Origin of the sequence: Flavobacterium eburneipallidum, from assembly GCF_027111355.2 — a bacterium.
GTDB classification, from domain to species: domain Bacteria; phylum Bacteroidota; class Bacteroidia; order Flavobacteriales; family Flavobacteriaceae; genus Flavobacterium; species Flavobacterium eburneipallidum.
The window spans coordinates 1,564,585-1,585,401 of record NZ_CP114291.2 but is presented as its reverse complement, the minus strand read 5'-3'; the positions used below and the strand labels follow the sequence as shown (position 1 = coordinate 1,585,401).

Annotated in this window: 14 protein-coding genes and 3 tRNA genes; 8 read left to right on the top strand and 9 right to left on the bottom strand. The window is 34.0% G+C overall.

The window, feature by feature from the left end; all coding sequences use genetic code 11:
• Window positions 1-3,129 carry a SusC/RagA family TonB-linked outer membrane protein gene (locus tag OZP15_RS06640; RefSeq protein WP_269227668.1) on the bottom strand — a complete coding sequence of 1,043 codons (3,129 nt, stop codon included), beginning with the start codon at window positions 3,127-3,129 and terminating at the stop codon, window positions 1-3.
• Window positions 3,130-3,298: 169 nt separating this feature from the next.
• The gene (locus tag OZP15_RS06635) at window positions 3,299-3,433 is read right to left on the bottom strand and encodes a hypothetical protein (protein WP_269227667.1); all 135 of its coding nucleotides are present in this window, start codon (window positions 3,431-3,433) and stop codon (window positions 3,299-3,301) included.
• Between the two features lie 775 nt (window positions 3,434-4,208).
• On the opposite strand from OZP15_RS06635, the gene OZP15_RS06630 reads away from it, so the two are divergent.
• The 4 genes from OZP15_RS06630 to OZP15_RS06615 all read left to right on the top strand — a co-directional run bounded on the left by OZP15_RS06630 (window position 4,209) and on the right by OZP15_RS06615 (window position 9,287).
• Window positions 4,209-5,501, top strand: a complete 1,293-nt coding sequence (locus OZP15_RS06630; RefSeq protein WP_281337337.1) for an O-acetylhomoserine aminocarboxypropyltransferase/cysteine synthase family protein — start codon at window positions 4,209-4,211, stop codon at window positions 5,499-5,501.
• 348 nt (window positions 5,502-5,849) lie between these two features.
• Window positions 5,850-6,851 carry an alpha/beta fold hydrolase gene (locus OZP15_RS06625; protein ID WP_269227666.1) on the top strand — a complete coding sequence of 334 codons (1,002 nt, stop codon included), beginning with the start codon at window positions 5,850-5,852 and terminating at the stop codon, window positions 6,849-6,851.
• A complete protein-coding gene (locus OZP15_RS06620) occupies window positions 6,838-7,944 on the top strand; it encodes a homoserine dehydrogenase family protein (protein WP_269227665.1) in 1,107 nt (368 codons plus the stop codon). Before OZP15_RS06625 ends, OZP15_RS06620 begins: the two co-directional genes overlap by 14 nt.
• A gap of 266 nt (window positions 7,945-8,210) precedes the next feature.
• On the top strand, window positions 8,211-9,287 hold the full coding sequence (locus OZP15_RS06615; RefSeq protein ID WP_269227664.1) for a S1 family peptidase: 1,077 nt from the start codon (window positions 8,211-8,213) through the stop codon (window positions 9,285-9,287).
• A 277-nt stretch (window positions 9,288-9,564) separates the two neighbouring features.
• Here OZP15_RS06615 and OZP15_RS06610 read toward each other — a convergent pair whose 3' ends face one another.
• Window positions 9,565-10,074 carry a hypothetical protein gene (locus OZP15_RS06610; protein WP_269227663.1) on the bottom strand — a complete coding sequence of 170 codons (510 nt, stop codon included), beginning with the start codon at window positions 10,072-10,074 and terminating at the stop codon, window positions 9,565-9,567.
• Window positions 10,075-10,320: 246 nt separating this feature from the next.
• On the opposite strand from OZP15_RS06610, the gene OZP15_RS06605 reads away from it, so the two are divergent.
• Both OZP15_RS06605 and OZP15_RS06600 read left to right on the top strand, forming a co-directional pair.
• Window positions 10,321-10,857: a hypothetical protein gene (locus OZP15_RS06605; RefSeq protein ID WP_281337336.1), complete on the top strand. Its 537-nt coding sequence runs from the start codon at window positions 10,321-10,323 to the stop codon at window positions 10,855-10,857.
• A gap of 13 nt (window positions 10,858-10,870) precedes the next feature.
• The gene (locus OZP15_RS06600; RefSeq protein ID WP_269227661.1) at window positions 10,871-11,134 is read left to right on the top strand and encodes a hypothetical protein; all 264 of its coding nucleotides are present in this window, start codon (window positions 10,871-10,873) and stop codon (window positions 11,132-11,134) included.
• Between the two features lie 550 nt (window positions 11,135-11,684).
• Here the strand turns inward: OZP15_RS06600 and OZP15_RS06595 are convergent.
• From OZP15_RS06595 to OZP15_RS06585, 3 genes are all read right to left on the bottom strand, one after another.
• Window positions 11,685-11,758, bottom strand: a tRNA-Arg gene (locus tag OZP15_RS06595).
• A 28-nt stretch (window positions 11,759-11,786) separates the two neighbouring features.
• Window positions 11,787-11,861: transfer RNA gene (locus OZP15_RS06590), tRNA-Pro, on the bottom strand.
• A gap of 14 nt (window positions 11,862-11,875) precedes the next feature.
• Window positions 11,876-11,962 (bottom strand) — tRNA-Ser (locus OZP15_RS06585).
• A gap of 416 nt (window positions 11,963-12,378) precedes the next feature.
• Here OZP15_RS06585 and OZP15_RS06580 point away from each other — a divergent pair.
• Complete coding sequence (locus OZP15_RS06580; RefSeq protein ID WP_281337335.1) at window positions 12,379-13,140, top strand: C40 family peptidase; 762 nt, start codon at window positions 12,379-12,381, stop codon at window positions 13,138-13,140.
• 72 nt (window positions 13,141-13,212) lie between these two features.
• Here the strand turns inward: OZP15_RS06580 and gatB/aspS are convergent, their stop codons facing one another.
• The 3 genes from gatB/aspS to OZP15_RS06565 are packed head-to-tail and all read right to left on the bottom strand — an operon-like array spanning window position 13,213 to window position 18,201.
• Complete coding sequence (gene gatB/aspS, locus OZP15_RS06575) at window positions 13,213-16,545, bottom strand: bifunctional amidotransferase subunit GatB/aspartate--tRNA ligase AspS (RefSeq protein WP_269227660.1); 3,333 nt, start codon at window positions 16,543-16,545, stop codon at window positions 13,213-13,215.
• Complete coding sequence (locus OZP15_RS06570; RefSeq protein ID WP_269227659.1) at window positions 16,545-17,942, bottom strand: amidase; 1,398 nt, start codon at window positions 17,940-17,942, stop codon at window positions 16,545-16,547. Before OZP15_RS06570 ends, gatB/aspS begins: the two co-directional genes overlap by 1 nt.
• Before the next feature lies 1 nt (window position 17,943).
• Window positions 17,944-18,201 (bottom strand): Asp-tRNA(Asn)/Glu-tRNA(Gln) amidotransferase subunit GatC, encoded by a 258-nt coding sequence (locus tag OZP15_RS06565; protein WP_281337334.1) that lies wholly within the window; start codon window positions 18,199-18,201, stop codon window positions 17,944-17,946.
• A gap of 276 nt (window positions 18,202-18,477) precedes the next feature.
• On the opposite strand from OZP15_RS06565, the gene OZP15_RS06560 reads away from it, so the two are divergent.
• Complete coding sequence (locus OZP15_RS06560; protein WP_281337333.1) at window positions 18,478-20,694, top strand: T9SS type B sorting domain-containing protein; 2,217 nt, start codon at window positions 18,478-18,480, stop codon at window positions 20,692-20,694.
• The last annotated feature ends 123 nt before the right edge of the window (window positions 20,695-20,817 follow it).

Here is a 20,817-nt window from a genome sequence, read left to right as displayed (position 1 = left end):
TTAAAAGGTGACGTTTAAACCTGTGATAAATGTTTTAGAATTTGGATAAGCTCCAAAGTCAATACCTGGATATAAATTGTTTTGTTCATAAGAACTTACCTCTGGATCAAAGCCTGTGTATTTAGTCCAAGTCACTAGATTTTCTGCAGATACATATAGTTTAATAGTCTTGGTTCCTATTTTAGAAGCCAGACTTTTAGGCAATGTGTAACCAAGAGTAATTGTTTTTAATCTCAAGAAAGAGGCATCTTCAATATATCGTTCTGTAATTATTCCTAATGGAGAACTGGTTGCCCTAGGAATTTCATTACTTGGATTGGTAGTTGTCCAACGGTCTAATAAAGTAGAAGCTCCATTGGTTCCAAGTGTTGTAATTTCTAATTGCTGATTCAAGGCATTAAATATTTTGCCACCATAAGATCCTTGAAAAGAAAAATTCAAATCAAAATCGTTATACGAAATAGTGTTGCTGAAGCTACCAACAAATTTAGGTTGTGAACTTCCCAAATCTCGTTTATCAAGAGCTGAAATTATGCCGTCTCCATTAGTATCTACATATCTTCTATCTCCAATTCTTGTATTGGCTAGACTGTTAATTTTAGGCTGGGTATTGATTTCTTCTTGAGTTTGAAAAATCCCATCCGATTTGTAGCCCCAGAAAGTTCCCAAAGGTAATCCTACTTTTACCGTTACGGGTTGTTGTTGCAACAAAGAACCATTTGGCACTACTGGAAAAAATTGTTGCACTCCATTTCCAATTTCAACAACTTTATTTTTGTTGGCGGAAAAAACCAAATTAGAACTCCAATAAAAATTATCGGTTTTGATGTTTTCTGTTGTTACACCAATTTCGATACCTTTATTCTCCACTCCTCCAATATTTTGAAGAACTGACGAAAACCCAGAAATTAACGGAACAGGTACATTGATTAGCAAATCTTTTGTTTTCTTACTGTAAACATCAAAAACAAAATTGATCTTTTTGTCTAATAAGGACAAATCCAAACCAACATTGTATTGCGTTGTTTTTTCCCATCTCAAATCTGGATTTGCCAATCGAGTTGGTGTCAATCCTGTTTGTATTGTTCCTCCAAAACTATAATTAACAGAACCTATTGATGCCAAAGAAAGGTAATTTCCAATTTCCTGATTTCCAGTTGTTCCTGCGCTTAATCTTAATTTGGCATCGGAAATAATTCCTTTGTCTTTTGCAAAATCTTCTTCGGTAATATTCCAAGAAAAACCAGCTGATGGAAAATAACCCCAAAGTGATTCTGAACCAAATCTTGAAGAACCATCGGCACGACCCGATACGGTTAAATTGTATTTCCCTTTATAGGAATAATTAACTCTAGCCAACCAAGATTTTAATATACTTTCGAAAGCATCACTGTAAGGTCTTAAAGCCACACCATCCTGCAAAGCGTTATAGGCATTAACATCATTTACAAAAGTATTGGCACCTGCATTCACAACTTCGCCTTGAGTATATTGAAGAGTATATCCTCCTAAAGCAGAAAATTTGTGATCTTCACCAAAATGAGTGTTGTAATTGATCGTGTTTTCATTCAATACCGAACTTACTAATCTGTTACCTATAGAAGCTAATCCTTTAGTTCCTGCACCTGTTCCAGTATTAGATGGAGCATAATAATTTTGTTTGGTATTAATGATATCGCCACTAACAGCTACTTTAGCTGTAATTTCTTTGTTCACTTTGTACTCTCCAAACAAACTAGTCAGGATTCTATCAATTTTAGTTTCGTTGATTGTGTTTTCAAGATCATTAATAGGATTGGCAATAATCCCGTTGACCGCAGTTGCATAAGGGTTATTGGTAAAATTATAAGAACCATCTTCATTTTTAATAGGCACTACTGGTGGTTGATACAAAACAGCTACCAACGGATTAGGATTTCTTCCTGCACTAGCTCCACCATTGGTTCCGATACCATTTGATATGGAATTACTGTAATTAGCATTTACACCAAATTTAAAATTTTGGGAATAATTTCTTTCGTAATTAGCACGAAGCGAAATGCGTCTAAAATCAGTAGCGATTACAACTCCTTCCTGATCAAAAAATCCTGCAGAAACCGCATATCTAGAGCGTTCGTCTCCTCCGGAAAATGATAATTGATGATTTTGAACTGGAGCATTTCTAAAAGCTGCCGATTGCCAGTCATAATTCCCCGAAGTTTTTAGCGCTTCTATTTGAGCAGCAGAAAAAGCGGGTGCTTGACCAATACTAGCCTGAACATCGTTACGCAAACTAGCCCATTCACTTGCATTTAATAAATCTAACTTTTTAGAAACTTTTTGAAATCCATAATAGCCTTGATACGAAATATTATCTTGTCCTTTTGTTCCTTTTTTGGTAGTTATAATTACAACACCATTGGCACCACGAGAACCATAAATAGCGGTGGCAGAAGCATCTTTTAACACTTCAATAGATTCTATATCGCCTGGACTAATGGTAGAAAGCACATTGACTCCTGCGCCAGCATTTGTCACTCCTGCTGTACCATTACTATTGTCATTGTAAATTAAGATACCATCCACTACATAAAGAGGTTCGTTACCCGCTGTAATAGAACTTCCACCACGAATTCTAACGCTTGAAGTGGCTCCTGGTCGTCCTGAACTTTGGGTTACCACAACTCCTGGAACAGCTCCACGAAGTAAATTATCAGCCGAAGAGGTAACTTGGTTTAAATTTGCTTTTGGAATAGAAGATACTGAACCTGTAACATCTTTTCTTTTTTGAGTTCCATATCCAACAACTACCAATTCGTTTAGTTCTTGAACATCTTCTTTTAAATTAATAATAACTGGATTTCCGTTGACTACAACTTCTGTTTTTTTGTAACCTATAGAGCTTACAACTAATATATATGGAAATTTTTGTCCTGTTTGAAAGTAAAATTTTCCTTCTGCATCAGTAGTCACGCCGTGTGTAGTTCCTTTGATTACTACAGAAGCTCCAATTATAGGTTGATTTGTTATAGCGTCTATTACTGTTCCATCCAATTTAGACTGGATAAGCGGTGTGGTGTTTTGTGCATTAATTCCTATTGATAATAGCAAAAGAAACAGCCACGAATGAATATTTAATATTTTTTTCATTTCTTTGTTTTGGTTTAATAATAAGGCGAGCCGAAAACTGATTTTTCAAGTTTCGCTTTCCTTTAAGAGATTCACATTTTTTTTAAGCCTTGCCATTTCTGTTCCCGCAGAAATGGTTTTTTTATCTACAACACATTCGTTTTTTCATTTTATTTATTTTGGATTAGTATTATTTTGAAATCGCATTTTTATTATTAATAGCTTTTTTTAATCTATCTAGATCGCTAGCCCAATAATTTTGAATTGCTTTTTTTGGAATTCCTGATTCTACAGTTGGTATTGTATTACTATTTGTTGTGGTCATATTGTATTGATTTTAATAAGTTGAGTCAAAAATTAATTTATCAAGTTTAGCTTCTTTCTAGAGATTTACCTCTTTTTAAGCCCTACTATTTCTGCTGAAACTGAACTATTTTTTTAAGCTGTAACAGATTTAATTTTGATTTTTTACCTGTTTTTGAATTAGAATTATTTAAGGTAGTATTTAAAATTATGAACCTGAAAATTCAGAGTAAAGCCCCATCAAAATTGTAAGAATTTTTTATTCAGGATTTTTAACAACAACAATACATTTGGCATTTATCGTCAAAAAGAAATGTGTTTTGTGTATTCAAAAAAGAAAGGTATAAGATTGACTTCATTTTTTTTGTTTTAATTCTACTAATTTGATAGAACAAAAGTATATTAAAAATATTAATTACCAAATTTTAAATTAATATTTTTCTAAAAAAATGTTAAACACAAGAAAAAATAACTATAACTAATTGAATATCAGAATTAATTTCAAAAATTGATAAATTAAAAACAAATAATTTTATTATTAATTCTACTAAATACATAGAATTTATAAAATAAATAGATTTTTTCTTTGTGGATTCAAAAATAGTTTGCAAATTTGCTTCAACAAAAAAAGAACACATGAAAAGAATCACAAAATATTGTTGCAAAATGATGGCAAAACTTTCTGCAGAGGTATAACTATGAAATCTTATTTGTAAGAAAAAACAGAATCTCTGTAAACGCAGAGGTTTTTTTTATCAAAAAAAACTACACATTAATTATTAAAAAATATAGAAATTATGAGCACACAAAAATTTAACACAAACGCATTACACGCAGGTCACGACACCAAAAAAAACGCAGGAACTAGAGCAGTACCTATTTATCAAACGAGTTCTTATGTATTTAACAACACAGAACATGCCGCCAATTTATTTGGTCTAGCCGAAGCGGGATTTATCTACACCCGATTGAACAATCCTACCAATGATATTTTAGAGCAACGACTAGCAGCTCTTGAAGGAGGAATTGGTGCTGTTGTAACTGCTTCGGGAACTTCGGCAATTGCTACTACATTTTTGGTTTTGCTAAAAGCAGGCGATCATATTGTAGCTTCTAATAGCTTGTATGGAGGAACTTACAATTTATTGAAAGTGACTTTGCCAAGATTAGGTATCACCACCACATTTGTAGATCCAACCGATCCAAATAGCTTTAGAAATGCTGCCCAAGAAAACACCAGAGTCTTTTTTGCAGAGTCATTAGGCAATCCAAAACTAGATGTGCTGGATTTGAAAGCTATTTCGGCTGAAGCCAAAGCCTTTAAAGTGCCTTTTATTGTAGATAACACTGTCGCTTCTCCTTATTTGTTAAACCCGATCGAACATGGTGCTGATATTGTGATTCACTCTTTAACCAAATATATTTCTGGAAACGGAACTTCGCTTGGCGGTGTGATTATCGATGCTGGAAATTTCGATTGGTCTAACGGAAAATTTCCTGAATTTACAGAACCCTCCGCCTCTTATCACGGATTGGTGTATCATGAAGCACTAGGAAATGCTGCTTTTATTGCCAAAGCCCGAATCGAAGGTTTGCGTGATTTTGGTGCTGCTTTAAGCCCTTTCAACGCTTTTCAAATTATTCAAGGACTGGAGACTTTACCGCTCCGCATCGCCAGACACAGTCAAAACGCATTGGAATTAGCCAAATGGTTGGAATTTCAGGATGAAGTGGCTTGGGTCAATTATCCGGGACTTAAAACAAGTAAATACTACATTCTATCCCAAAAATATTTACCAAAAGGACAAAGCGGTGTCCTTACTTTTGGATTAAAAAGAGGCTATGAAGCAGGTAAAAAAGTAACCGATGCAACCAAATTATTTTCGCTTTTGGCAAATATTGGCGATACCAAATCGCTTATCATTCATCCTGCAAGCACCACACACCAACAACTTACGGACGAAGAGCAAATTGCTACTGGAGTGACCAAAGACTTAATCCGACTATCGGTTGGTTTAGAAGATATTGAAGATTTGAAAGCCGACCTGAAAGCCGCTTTTGAAAGCATCAAGGAATTACAAAAAGTTTAGTTTAGTTTATTATTTAGTTTTTTTAGTTTGGAAAAGTAAGTCTTTGGTTTATTGGTTTAGGTCCAAAGACTTTGCTTTTCTAAAAAAGGGAACTATCTTATAGCGTTTTACTTTTGATTTTACTGGAATAAATACCTCTCGTCTCTTCGAGTGATTTTGAATAATAATGCGATAGCTTTATTATTCAAAATTGTATCGAGAAGTTTTCAACGTTAGGGTTCTCGATACATTCTATTAAAAAAAGCTATCGCATTTTTTAATAGAACACTCGAACTGACGCTTGAGTTAGATTAATTTATTACAAAAATTTAAAGTCTAAATTGTATTAATCCCCAAAATAGCATCCAGATGAAAAATATAGAAAAAATAGACCTCTTTAATTTTGATTTAGAGTTAGGAAAACAAAAATCCTACATTGCTTTATCCTATCAAGTTTTTGGCTTGCCTATTGGTAGTTCACCCGTAATTGTGGTCAATCATGCTTTGACAGGGAATTCTAATATTGGTGGAAACGAAGGTTGGTGGAAAGAAATTGTTGGCGAAGACAAATCCATTGACACCAATTATTTTACCATCATTGCTTTTAATATTCCAGGCAATGGCTATGATGATGATGCGTCCAACCTTATAGACAATTATCGGGATTTTACAATTCGAGATATTGCCAGAATCTTTTGGGAAGGCTTATCATTCTTGAAAGTCGAAAACATTCATGCCCTTATTGGCGTTAGTCTTGGCGGAGCAATAGCATGGGAAATGGCTGTTTTGCAACCAGAAAAAGTGGATAATCTTATTCCGATTGCTGCCGATTGGAAAGCCACTGACTGGGTTGTTGGCAATGTTTTGATTCAAGATCAAATCCTAAAAAATTCAGACGACCCGATTGTAGATGCTCGATTGCATGCCACTTTATTGTATCGCACTCCCGAGTATATCAACCAAAGATTTCAACGAAACCATCTCGATGCTTTGTCGGTTACACAAATTGAATACTGGTTGTTTGACCACGGTAATAATTTAAAAAGTCGCTACCGATTAGCCGCTTACAAACTGATGAATCATTTGCTCAAAACCAATGACATCACTCGCAACAGAAAAGACTTTTTGGCTGTAGCTAATGAAATTCAAGCCAACATCCATTTGGTTACCGTAGATAAAGATTGTTTGTTTATTGCTGATGAAACCCGTAAAACCTATCGAGAACTTTTGAATATAAAGCAAAATGTGTCTTATCATCAAATACAATCCATTCACGGACACGATGCTTTTTTGATCGAATTCAATCAACTGTCTAGCATATTGAGTCCCATATTAAATAATTATAAATTGCATCATCATGTCAGTGCTTAGAATCAACATTGTACTTTTTGGTATCGGAAATATCGGTAGTGCTTTAATCCGACAAGTGGTTGAAAGCCAAATTTTCTTTCTGGAAAAATATGGAGTCGAATTGCGTTTTCCTATAATTACCAGTTCGAGTATCGCTTTTTTCGAAAAAGAAGACGAAATCAACTCTTGGGAATCCAACTTCACTCATGTAACCATTCCGTTCAAGGTAGAAGAAATCATAAAATATGTCAAACGAAAAGGATTAGAAAACCTAATAGCCGTTGATGCTACAAACAGTTCCGAATTGGTACGCTCCTATATTTCGTTAATGAAAAACGGCTTTAACATTGTGGCTGCCAACAAAACAGCCAATGTTGTACACCACGATTTTTATACCGAAATCCGCCGAAACCTGAAACGATTTGACAAAGAATATTTGTATGAATCCAGTATAAGTCCTGGATTGCCAATAGTAAACACCCTCAAAGACTTGCACCAATCAGGCGAAAGAATAACTAAAATAAGAGGCGTTTTCTCTAACTCATTGAGTTATATTTTCAATCGCTTTGGCCAAGAAGACCTTTCGTTTTCGACCATTCTAACCGATGCTGAAAAATTAGGTTACACCAAATCCGATTCTCGCGAAGATTTAACAGGAACAGAAGTAGCCGAAAAACTATTGATTCTGGCTAGAGAATTAGGCGAAAAAATAGAATTGAAAGACATTCAAATTACGTCTTTGCTATTGCCTAATTTGAATAAAAAGAACACCAAAGCAGAATACAACAAAAACAAAAAACTATTGGACGAACCCTATCATATTGCCAAAATAACCCAAAACAAAAACCACGTTTTAAGATACATTGGCGAATTTGATATGGACAATAAAACCATCGAAGTCAAATTAGTTTCAGAACCGATTCAATCCTCTTTGGGACAATTAAAAGGTGCCGAAAATTTAATAGAAATACATACCGAAACCAATGGTTTGAACCCGATTATTATTCAAGGAACCAGCACCGGAAAAGAAATAGCCGCCAGAGCATTGCTCAAAGATATTTTGAAAGTTTCTAATCGTATCAAACAAAAAGAGGCCCTTTTGCTGTACAATTAATCCTTTCCGAATTACCCAAAAACCAAAAGCTATATCTAAAAACGGTATGGCTTTTTTGTTTTAAAACCTCTTTGTTAGTACGAAAAGTTGGCAACAAATAAAAAGTCCATTTGATGATTTGTAATACAATTATTATTTTTATATTTGTTAAAAATACGCTATCCAGTAGCGACTATACATCCAAAATTGGGTAGATTGTCGCTACTTTGTAGCGAGTATATACTAGTTATAGGCGATTTTCACACGAATCAATAAAAATAGAACATATGAAGAAATTAGCTCTAATATTTTTAGCTTTCGGAGTTATATCATGTCATCAAATCATTGAACCTGATTTACCAGAAAACATTTTTGACAAATACAAAGGAAGCGTAGTATTAATTGTTAATCAATACTATTATGAAATTCAAAGCGGTCAAGACACATATTATTATTCTCCGTCTTCGGTTGAGAAAATATTCATGACAAAGGAGGAAGTTATTAAAAATCTATCTTCATCAACTGGAACTGGATTCATTGTTTCTAATGATGGCGAAATAATAACCAACAGACATGTTGTTAATCCGAAAGACGCTGATTACAGACAAGAATTATATTCTTATGTAAAACGAACAATCGTAACAATTTCAAATAATGCAGAAAAATATAACGATTCAATTGTTGCAATCAAAAACTATTATTTTGAAAATTCCAATTATATGGATGACTCTCAAAAACAAAAATTTGAAGAGAAATACCAGCAACTAACAGAAGGCAAAAGTTACGCATTAAATGCCGCTAATTTTCTTGAAAATGTAGACTTTTCAAATTCAACAATAACATTGGTTCCTGTTGATCTAGCAATAGCTTACGACAACACTTTCGTAACTGATTTGCAGGATTTGCAAGAATGTGTCGTAATAAAAGAATCTCAAGACGAAGACGTAGATTTAGCATTGATACAGACAAAAACAAAAACTTTAAATAAAGAGCCTAGCAATATTTTAAATTTCAAAGACAACAATCCTAATCTTTTAGAAAACCCCGAAAAATATCAAGAAAGAGATATCAAAAAACCAGTCAAAGTAAACGCCGATGTCTATATGATTGGATTCAATAGAGGATTTGCTTTAGCAAGTACAAAGCAAGGAATAAAATCACAATTTACTGTTGGAAAAGTAAGTCAAGAGAATGATGAGAATAGAATTTTATACACTATTCCAACACTTGAAGGTTCTAGTGGAAGTCCAATAATTGATAAGTGGGGAAATTTAGTAGCTGTAAATTTTGCAAAGATTACAAATACACAGAATTTTAGTTTTGGAATCCCAGTTTATGAAGTGAAAAAGTTTTACGAAAACTAAAAAAACCGCCTATAACAGCCGTTTCTCGCAATTGCGAATTTTGTAGTAAGTTCACGTTTACGTTTCGCAAGAATTTTTATCTTTAACAGAAAATAATCAGTTCCGAACTTCGCAACTGACGAGAAGCGGCGGAACGTTGGTGGTCAGCTTAAAAGACGACCTCGTTTAAAAACAACTAACTAAAAAATGAAAACAATAGTATTAGTAATTTTATCAATATCGATGGTTTTGCTTGTGTGGGGTTTTACAATGTTTATGTACCATAGTGTTAAAGAAATCATTTTTCGCTACAAGCACAGAGAAGATTATAAAATTTTAGAATCTCAATTAAATAATATATTGCAGAAACAACAGTACCAAAAGCTATCACAAAGGTCAAATAAAACATCCGAGTATTTGTTGAACGAACAGAAGCGTTCGTTAGCATTATTGACTTATTCAAACTTGATTGGTTCTCAAGTATTTCTTTATTCTGCTGTTCGGTAGATAATTCGTTATAGTGATTATCTACATATCCTGTAAATTCTAAACCTTTTACTGTTAAAGAATAGTATTTAATCTTTGAGTCGGGGAAACCTTCTATTTTAGATAATTCTGTAGTTTCTTTGACATATCCATCTTTAACCAAAATGGGAAGATAATTATTGATTTGAAAATCTTTCTTATATAGAAAATAAAAATCATCCGTAATAAAAAGAACAGTTATTTCGTGAGCAGTTAGTTTTTTATTTTGAATTTTTAAAATTGAAATAATCTTATCTAAAAACTCTAAAAAGAGTATATTCATAGTGTAGAAGTTAAAAACCAAAAGTAATAAAAATAAAGTTAAATTAGCAGTGGGAAAAAGAAAAGCCGAACCACCAACAGCCGTTTGTAGCTATTGTGGCATTTGGCTTATTTGGAAATTTCGGGCGAAAATAAAAATTAATAATAATCAGCAAGTATCGTGTTGGCTCGCCCACAACAGCTACAAGCGACGGAACGTTACCAGTAATTTTACCGAAAAACGAAAAATATGAAATTCAATAATTTTTTGAGAATATGTCTAATTTTATGCTTTACCATATTATTTATTCAATGCAAAAAATCAAATAACAATTACGAAGAAGAACAAGAAGAAAGTTACTCAGATGAAAATGGTTATTCCGACGGAACTTATTGTGCAGAAATTGATTACTACTATTCAGAAACTGGAACCAGTTCAACTTATACATTGCTTGTCGAAATTGAAAATAATGAATTAACTGTAATTTATTGGCCAAATGGAGGCTGGTTAGATGATTCTCATTTTACTCCTCCAGATATTTCCAGCGGTGAAGCTTCATTTTCAAGTGACAGAGGAGTTGATTATACGGTAAGAATTATTGGAAATGAAGGAGATTGTTCTACAAGTTCATACGTAACTGACGAAGATGATTTAATTCAACAAAAAGAAGATGACGAAAACGAAGAATATAGGAAAAAACAAGAAGAGGAAGATGATGAATACAGAAAAAAACAATTAGAAGAAGAGGAAGAAAAGCAAGCTGAAGAAGAAAAACGAAGACAAGAAGAAGAAAGCGGGGAATAATAAATATTATAAAATGGACAAAGATTTATTAAACAAATTGAAATCAAGTTTAGACGAAATAAAAATTAAACAAAATGAATTTAAAAGAGAAAAAAATAAAAAATCACGAGATTCAATTGATAGTTTAATTACTAGACTTAAAAACAATTTAATTTCAAATTATAATTTAACGAACTATGATTTATACATTAAAACAGAAAGTCATAATACTGAATTCTTTATTCACGATGTAGAATCTATTCTTTTAAAATTGGAAGAAAACCAATCGGAAGAATAAAAAACTACTGGTAACAGCTAGAGTTTCGTTGCGTGCGCAGCACGAACAATGAAACTCCTGTTGAACGGAACCGATTACACGTCCGTCAACCTATGTACTTATCGTAAAAGTTTTAGAGAGAATAGCAAGAGGATTTATATTCCTCTTTTTTTTTTGAGTAATTTCTAGAGGTTTTATCGTGTTTTCCATCACTTTTGGGCACCGCTAGTCTAAACATTAGGTATCATACTACGAATTTGAGCAATTGGCTTAATGGAAAAATGGTTTTGTATTTGGATGATTTACTTCGTTTATTCGCTATCGCTCGGGTGGTAAATCCGAAGAATGGGCTTAATTTAGTCCCAAACCCGCTGTAGTACCAGAACAAGCTAGAACGCTTACAAAATATTTATATTGATGTAGATATTGACAAAAATGAATACCAAATCACAAAGACTAGATATGAAAATATTCACACCGAATTAAAAGACAAAAATTGCTAGTTTTAACGAGACTTCTTAAAATAAAAAAAAATGGGACAAATCTAAAAAAATAGACTTATCCCATTTCGTGAACGCAGAAGGATTCGAACCTTCGACCGCCTGCTTAGAAGGCAGGTGCTCTATCCAGCTGAGCTATGCGTCCATTAATTATTAGTTATACTAACAATTAGTCGGGGTGGCAGGATTCGAACCTGCGGCCTCCTGCTCCCAAAGCAGGCGCGATAACCGAGCTACGCTACACCCCGAAATGCAAAAAAAGCGGAGAGTAAGGGATTCGAACCCTTGGTACAGTTCCCCATACGCTTGTTTAGCAAACAAGTCCTTTCGGCCACTCAGGCAACTCTCCAATAAATAAGAACTTATATTCCTTTTAAGCGGTTGCAAATTTAGGCTTATATTCTATATTTTACAAATAATTTACTGCTTTTTTTCAATGTTTTTTTCTGACTTTTTAAAAAACATTAACAATCAATCCTATAGCGTTCATAAGAGAAACAAATCTAACCTACACTTGGTACAGATTGGTATAAAATATATTTGTTTTTTTAAATTTATTTTGAAAATAAAATATAAAACTCCATATTTAATAACACAAAAATGAGTTTATGCCATTATAAAGGTTTATTACCAAAAAACAATTATAATAAGTTTAGTAAAAAATACGAATCAAAAATGAAAAATTTAGACCATAATCATTTAGTTTTGCAAACCAATACCATTGCTGTTTTTCATTTGTTATTTTTTAATTTCTAATTTAAAAAAATGTTCGGAATTTGTAATCTAGCCATAATACCTCTTCGCTCTGAAGCCAGCGATAGAAGCGAAATTGTTTCACAAGTTTTATTTGGGGAACATTTTGAAATCCTAGAACAATTCAAACAATGGTCAAAAATAAAACTGCAGTACGATAATTATGAAGGCTGGGTAGATGTTAAACAATACCAAATAATATCAGAAACGGAATACAAACTATTATCAGAGGATGCAATTGTTTTGAATGCTGATTTACTTGAATATATCACTGGGCCAAACAATATGTTACTCCCTATTCCATTGGGTTCTTCTCTGTCTTTTTTGAATCACAATGACATCAATACTTCAAATTTAAGTTTCGAAGGGACTAAAATAAGTGGTATTAAAAACAAAAATCAGTTACTAAATACTGCCTTCATGTACTTAAACGCTCCATACCTATGGGGAGGTAAGACGCCTTTTGGGATAGATTGTTCTGGCTTTACACAAATGGTTTATAAAATCAACGGTTATAAATTAATGAGGGATGCTTCTCAACAAGCCACTCAAGGAGATCCTTTAAGTTTTATTGAAGAAAGTGAACCAGGAGATTTGGCTTTTTTTGATAATGAAGAAGGTAATATTACCCATGTAGGAATTATTATGGATAACAATTACATCATTCACGCAAGTGGCAAGGTTCGAATTGATCGTCTGGATCATCTTGGAATTTATAATGCTGAAACCAACAGACACACCCACAAATTAAGGGTCATTAAAAAAATTGTATAAAAAAATCCCGATTTTTATAATCGGGATTTTTTTATAACATACTAGATACAAATATTTTTGAATTATGATGATTTAGTTTTTTATAATCCTCACATTCATTTCTTCGACCTTTTTATCAGATAAAATAGATGGTGCTCCAAATAATAAATCTTCACTAGTTCCAGTTTTTGGGAAAGCCATAACTTCACGAATAGATGCTTTTTTCTCTAAAATCATCATCAAACGATCGATTCCCCAAGCAATTCCTCCGTGTGGTGGTGCGCCATATTGGAAGGCTTTATACATCGTTCCTACACTCTTAATCATTTCTTCTTTGTTGTAACCCATATTTCTATAAGTCGCTTCCAGAATCTCCGATTTATGTGCACGAACTGATCCTCCACCTATTTCGTAACCATTCAGAATAATATCATACTGTTGAGCGATGATTGTTCCAATTTCATCATCATCCCCTTTCATGTGCTTTTCTAAATCATAAATCGCAGGCATCGAGAACGGATTGTGTGTAAACGTCCATCTTCCCTCATCAGTTCTTTCAAACATTGGAAAATCAACCACCCAAGCCGGACGCAATTCCTTTGGATTAATCAAGTTCAGCATTCGACCCATTTCCTGACGAACGGCATCCAAAGCTTTGTTAGCCGTAGCATAATCTGCAGCCGAGAAGAAGACAATATCTCCCACCTGCGCATCGGTCGCATTTATAATTCCTGCTGCAATTTCTTCACCTAAAAACTTAATAATTGGTGATTGCAATTCGTCTTCATTTACAATAATATAAGCCAATCCACCTAAACCGTGTTGTTGTGCAATAGCAGTCAGTGTTTCGATTTGACCTTTAGACATACGCTTGTTTCCTTGCTCTTGAGCCGAAACCTTGATACATTTTACAATTCCACCCTCTTCAATGGGTTTACTAAAAACTTGGAAAGTTGTATCTTTTACAATAGCTGTAATGTCTTGCATTTTCAATCCGTAACGCAAATCAGGTCTATCACAACCATAGAAATCCATTGCATCTTTGTAAGTAATCACCTCAAATGGTTTCAAAATCCATTTGTTTCCATATACTTTTTTAACCACTTCATTAAATAGTTTCGTATTCAAATCGATAATTTGTTGCATACTGGCATACGCCAATTCCATATCCAATTGCGTAAATTCAGGCTGACGGTCTCCACGGGAATCTTCATCTCTAAAACAACGCGCCACTTGGAAATATTTCTCATAACCACTTACCATCAACATTTGCTTGAACTGTTGTGGCGCTTGTGGCAAGGTGTAAAACAAACCAGCTTGTTTACGTGTAGGAACAATAAATTCACGTGCTCCCTCATCAGTTCCTGCACTTAAAATCGGAGTTTCTATTTCTAAAAATTCTTCCTCATCCAAAATGTCACGCAATAACTTAATTACTTTATGACGGTTTACGATTGCTCGTCGCACCTCTTCGTTTCTGTGATCCAAAAACTTGTATTGGTAACGCATTGCTTCGTTTGTCTTGGCAGCTCTTTTAATTTCGAAAGGCAATGTTTTAGATAAGTTTAAAATTTCTAAAACCGAAGTCTCTAATTCAATTTTACCCGTACGTAAACCTGCATTATAATCATCTTCATTACGTCCAACAACAATCCCTTTTACTGAAATTACCGATTCTGGTTTCAATTTCACCAACTCATCTATATTAGGAAATGACTCTCTACTGATACGGATTTGGAAAATCTCATAACTTGAATCACGCAAATCAATAAACATCAATTCTCCGTGATCACGAACACTAGCTACCCAGCCTGATAACATCACTTCTTCTTTGATGTTTTCTTCTGATAACTGTGAAATTTTATGCGTTCTATAAGTATCCTTTATAATAATAGGAATTTCAGGAAGTGCTTCTTCTTGAACTTCTTTATTTTCTGCAACTGTTGCTCCAGCAGCTTTTTCTTGTGATTGTTTCTTTTCTAAAACAGCATCAGCTCCTAATTTGTCTAATATAATCTGACGAATTACTTTTCCATTCGCTCCTTTTCCAATAACACCTAAAACTTTACCAACTAAAATACCTGCTTTTCCTTGGTCTCCTGCTTTAATATCATTAGCCACAGCTGTGTTTTCAGCAATTACGGTAGCAATAACTTCCTGAATTTTATCTTCAGAAATCGTATTATCTGCAAAATATTTATTGTAATCGAAATTTTGATCTTTTAAATAACCAGCAATCGCATTTTGAACTAAAACAGCTGTGATTTTTTCCGCTTTGAATAATACAAAAATGGTTATTAAATGCTCAATATTATGAATCTTATCATAATCTTCAGCCTTGATGTTATTCGCTAAAGTTTTAGCAACAAACGATGGATCTTTAATTTCGTTATTTAAAGTCACAAATGTTCTCGAACGCAAAGCATCTGCCGTGAAAAATTTAGCATCTTGTGGCAAAACACCTCCATTAATCAAAATAGATTCAACAGCATAAGGCAAAGCACTAGTATCTACTTTAATCGCTTCAATTTCAGCTTTAATATTTACAAAAGGCAAATCCGGCTCAGAAATGAAACGGTAATCCGCTTCGAATTCCTTTTTACGCATGGTTTTGGTTTGCTTTAAATCAGCATCCCATAACACAGTCGTTTGATCAGGTCTAAAGGCTGCGTTTTCGATAAAATAATTGAACTGCTTCTCTACTTCTTCTTTCAAAGCTTCGATCATAAACTTAAACGAGTTTAAGTTTTTGATTTCTGTTCTTGGATTTAAAACCTCCGAATTTATTTTTCGTAAAGAAACCGAAACATCCGATTTGAATTCTCCTTTCTCCAAATTGGCTTCAGAGATTCCTAAATTCTGAACAATACGCTGAATGTATTGCGCATAAGTTGAAGCGTCTTCGATATTACGAACGCAAGGTTCTGTAACAATTTCAATCAATGGCACACCTGCTTTGTTAAAATCAACTAACGAAATTTTCTTTTCGTGCATCAATTTTGCAGCATCTTCTTCAATATGAACTTGCGTTAAATTCACAGTAAATTGAGAACCGTCATTTCGGTAACAAGAAACCTTTCCGTCAGGAATTATTGGATTATGAAATTGCGTTATCTGAATATTTTTTGGATTATCAGGATACTCGTAATGCTTTCTATCCCAGGAAATCACTTCATTGCTGAAAGATGAATCCACCGCTTTACCAAAATAAATTGCTTTGGTAATTGCTTCTTTATTTAAGGCCGGCAAAACGCCCATTTGTCCCGTACAAACCGAACATATATTTTCGTTAGGTGTTTCTATTTCTTGATTTGGACAAGAACAAAACAACTTGGTTTTGGTATTTAATCGAACGTGAGTTTCCAGTCCAATTACCAATTCTAAATCGTGGGCTTTTAAAGCCGCCGTTAATTGTTCCAATTCCATTATATTGTATCTTTTAAGAAGTTAGCAAACTTCAACACTAATTCATCATTATTTTTTGCTGCTGTAATCTGCAATCCAGTATTCGTTCCTTGTGGCACAGTTAAAGTCGGTAATTGTCCTAAACTAAAACCAACTGTATAAGCATCGGATAAATACATCGCCAACGGATCTTTTAAACTGTCTCCAATTTTAGGTGGCGTACTTGGTGTAACTGGTGATAAAATAATATCCACCTCTTCAAAATCCTTACTGAAGTTTTCAGAAATTTGATCTCTTACAGCCAATCCTTTTAAATAGATTTCATCAGAGAAACCTTGTGACAACACCTGATTTCCACCTACAATTCTACGTTTTGTTTCTTCTGAAAAGTTTTCAGAACGCGTCACCGCATACGTTTCAATTAAATTCTCCGCTTCAATACGGTTTCCATAATTGGTTCCGTCCAAACGGGATAAATTCGAAGCCGTTTCCGCCATTGCCAAAGTATAATACGTCGAAACTAAAAGATCTGATTTAAAGAAATCCAATTCTTTTACTTCAATTCCTTTGGCTTTTATTTTTTCGATACTCGCTAAAAAATCAGCTTTTACTTGAGCATCTATAGCATCGCTTTCGATAAAGTTTTTAAAATAACCGATTGTTTTTATAGTTGAAGTTGTGATTTCTTCTTCACTAATTTCTGATGAAGCAATTGAGGTTTGATCTTTTGGATCCTTTCCGCTCATTACATTCAACACAATTCTAATATCTTCAATTGATTTTGCCAATGGACCAACACAATCTGTAGAAGATGCGTAAGCCATTAATCCAAATCTCGAAATTCTTCCGTAAGTGGGTTTGAAACCATAAATATGATTGTATCCGGCAGGCTGACGAATCGAGCCTCCAGTATCTCCACCAATAGAAAATACAGTATAATCTTTAGCCACATTCACCGCCGATCCACCGCTTGAACCACCTGCAACTAATTCAGGATTAACTGCATTTTTTACCGCTCCAAAAATGGTGTTTTCACTAGAAGAACCGTGACCAAAACTGTCGCAGTTTTCTTTTACCAAAGGAATCGCACCCGCATCCAATAATTTTTGAATAGCAGTAGCTGTATAAGGCGATTTATAATTTTTCAACAAATCAGAACTTGCAGTCGTGTAAGTTCCCTGCAACATATAAACATCTTTAATTCCAAAAGGAATTCCTTCTAACAAACCGATAGTTTCTCCGTTTGCAATTTTAGTATCTACTTTTGCAGCTAATTCCAGCGCCAAAGTATCCAATACAGCATTTACAGAGTTATATGTATTTTGTTTCAGTAAGTCTAATTTCTCTTGTACTAAAGCCGTACAAGTGATTTGTTTTGACACCAATTGTTGGTGTATTTCTTTTATTTTAGAATCCATTTTATCCTTCTATAACTTTAGCAACAACTAAAAAACCATTTTTTTTGTTCGGGAAATTTTCTAAAATAAGCTGTTTTTCCATAGCCGAACTTTCTACCACAACATCTTCTCTTAAATCACTTACTGACACACAATTATGATTGACATTATTCAAGGAATTATTATTTGATGGATGTGCATTTTTGATTACATCAAATAATTTGTTCACGCTCTCGGAAGGCTGTGCCCCTTTAATACTCGACAAGATGTCGACTGTCATTATTTTACTCATAATTTTAATTCGTTTTAAAGTCAAACTTTTAAGGTCGCGAATTTACGAAAAGTTTTATTAGGGAATTCGATTTTTTTAAATGATTTCGATAGCTCTTCTTTCATCGAGAATTTTAATTTAATACTAATTCTATTTAGCTCTTACTACCTGAATCTAAAGCAAAAAAGACCGAAAACCACATATCAATTTTATTACATTTAAAAAAATCATCTATTTACGATAAATTAATGTTATTTTTAAAATCTGTTTTTAAACCAAACCAAAATGAAAAATACCCTGAAGACATTTGTTTTTATGTTTTTAAATATCCTTTTGTTTCATTCAAATAGTTATGCAAACCATACCGCTTTAGCATTAGATCCTCCAACAGTAACTTCTCCTGTCAATTTATGTCAAAATCCTATAGTAAAAAACCTTTCGGCCATACCCTCTGCTGGATGTACACTAATTTGGTATGGCACTAACTCTGTAGGAGGAACAGGAAGTTCTACTCCTCCAACAATAAACCCAATAAATGTAGGCACAACAACCTACTATGTAAGCCAAACTGATGGTGTAACCGAGAGCGCTAGAGTTCCAATCGTTGTAAATATAGTAGCAAATAATGGTGAAGACATGAAGTTTTTCCCTTCTTGCAAATATTTAAAAGTAACAACTGGGCCTGATACAGTTCCTCCAACGACATTATCTTCGGTATATTTTGAATGGATCGATGGAAATTCTGTTGCATCTATTCCTTACCTTTATTCTTATTCTTATGTAATTTACGACACCCAGTCAAGACCAATTGGACCAGCAATTACAGGAACCACTACTGATACTCATATAGAAATTTTTGGAATCTTAAAAGGACAGAATATAATCATGACTGTTAGATCTGCCACTAATCCTTGTATTGATACACAAACCAATATTTGTCAATTACTTTGTAGAGTGATTACAAACCCCGATTTTCCAGACATTACTCCCATTTGTCAAGATGACAGTTCTGTTCCAAATTTAGACGCTACTTCTCCCAACGGACTCACTGGACTTTGGACTCCTGCTGTTATTGATACAAGAACTCCAGGCACTTTTACGTATAGATTTGATCCTGATCCTATAAATTTTCCTTGTGCTAATTTCCAGAAACTAAATATTACAATTTTACCCAAAGTAGCTCCTATTTTTAATTCTTTTCCAACAACAGTTTGTCAAGGAGCTGCCGCGCCAGTATTGCCTTTAGCATCAAACAATCCAACGCCAATCACAGGGACTTGGAGTCCTAATACGGTGGATACTTCCATTTTAGGTACTACGACTTATACTTTCACACCTGATAATCCAGCTCAATGTCCATTGACCGCTCCAGTAACTTTTTCCATTATCGTCAAACCTATCGTTACAGATGCTGGCTTCACACCTATTGCCCCCATTTGTATTGGAAGTCCAGCACCTACATTGAATACGCTATCGCCATTAGGAATAAAAGGAACTTGGTTTCCAACACGAATCAATACGAATTCAGTAGGAACAACAGCCTATACTTTTACACCCGATGCTAACCAATGTGGTATTTCCCAAACTTTTGATGTAACGATAATTCCTAAAAAAGTGCCTGATTTTGTAGCAATTCCAGCTTTTTGTGTTGATGATCCAGCACCACTATTAGCCACTACTTCACCTAATAATATTTCAGGAACTTGGTTTCCTGCTGTGGTAGATAATTTATCGAGTGGCACTTATATTTTTACACCAAACGCTAATGAATGCGCGACAACACAAATCATGGACATAACTGTAAACCAACCCACAAGCCCCGATTTTAGCAATTATTCTATTTGCTCTGGAAATCCAGCACCAAGTTTAGATGCTACTTCTCCAAATGGAATTACAGGAGTCTGGAATCCTAATACAGTTGATAATTTGAATACTGGATTATACACTTTTACTCCTAATGCTGGACAATGTGCCATACCCCAAACAATTGAAGTCACTGTTTTACCATCTAAAACTTTGATTGATTTTAATACCGAAATAACAGCAGCTTTTTCTAAAAATCAAAAAATCACTATTACTCCCATTGCTGCTAGCAACGATTATTTGTATCAATTAAACGATGGTCTTTTTCAGAAAAGTCCTGTTTTCGAAAATGTAGCAGCTGGATACCATTCGGTTACTGTTCAAGACATAGCAGGATGCGGCAATGCTATCGTAAAAAACAATATTTTAGTTATTGATTATCCAAGATTTTTCACCCCAAATAGTGATGGTTATAATGACACTTGGAATATTTCCCCTTTAAAAGAGCAATCGTCTTCTAGGATATATATTCATGATAGATACGGAAAACTATTGAAAGAAATAAGCCCAAAAGGGAGTGGTTGGGACGGAACCTACAAAGGACAACTTTTACCTGCCACCGATTATTGGTTTACGGTAGAATATGAGGAACAAGGAAGTATCAAAAAATTCAAATCGCATTTTACTTTGAAGAGGTAAAGAAGTTAATTTTGAAGATTTGTAAGGAATCTTTATTAACTTTTTAAATCAAAAACAACATATTTGTTTAAAAATGAATACATTAGCATAATATTCAACTATCAAAAAACCAAAACCATAAAC

What these genes read in the sequence shown, in the direction of transcription:
- OZP15_RS06610 (WP_269227663.1), bottom strand. Translation starts at nt 10,074, where the DNA reads ATGAATATACTCTTTTTAGAGTTTTTAGATAAGATTATTTCAATTTTA.
- OZP15_RS06625 (WP_269227666.1), top strand. Translation starts at nt 5,850, where the DNA reads ATGAAAAATATAGAAAAAATAGACCTCTTTAATTTTGATTTAGAGTTA.
- OZP15_RS06600 (WP_269227661.1), top strand. Translation starts at nt 10,871, where the DNA reads ATGGACAAAGATTTATTAAACAAATTGAAATCAAGTTTAGACGAAATA.
- OZP15_RS06615 (WP_269227664.1), top strand. Translation starts at nt 8,211, where the DNA reads ATGAAGAAATTAGCTCTAATATTTTTAGCTTTCGGAGTTATATCATGT.
- OZP15_RS06565 (WP_281337334.1), bottom strand. Translation starts at nt 18,201, where the DNA reads ATGACAGTCGACATCTTGTCGAGTATTAAAGGGGCACAGCCTTCCGAG.
- OZP15_RS06635 (WP_269227667.1), bottom strand. Translation starts at nt 3,433, where the DNA reads ATGACCACAACAAATAGTAATACAATACCAACTGTAGAATCAGGAATT.
- OZP15_RS06570 (WP_269227659.1), bottom strand. Translation starts at nt 17,942, where the DNA reads ATGGATTCTAAAATAAAAGAAATACACCAACAATTGGTGTCAAAACAA.
- OZP15_RS06640 (WP_269227668.1), bottom strand. Translation starts at nt 3,129, where the DNA reads ATGAAAAAAATATTAAATATTCATTCGTGGCTGTTTCTTTTGCTATTA.
- gatB/aspS (WP_269227660.1), bottom strand. Translation starts at nt 16,545, where the DNA reads ATGGAATTGGAACAATTAACGGCGGCTTTAAAAGCCCACGATTTAGAA.
- OZP15_RS06620 (WP_269227665.1), top strand. Translation starts at nt 6,838, where the DNA reads ATGTCAGTGCTTAGAATCAACATTGTACTTTTTGGTATCGGAAATATC.
- OZP15_RS06580 (WP_281337335.1), top strand. Translation starts at nt 12,379, where the DNA reads ATGTTCGGAATTTGTAATCTAGCCATAATACCTCTTCGCTCTGAAGCC.
- OZP15_RS06630 (WP_281337337.1), top strand. Translation starts at nt 4,209, where the DNA reads ATGAGCACACAAAAATTTAACACAAACGCATTACACGCAGGTCACGAC.
- OZP15_RS06560 (WP_281337333.1), top strand. Translation starts at nt 18,478, where the DNA reads ATGAAAAATACCCTGAAGACATTTGTTTTTATGTTTTTAAATATCCTT.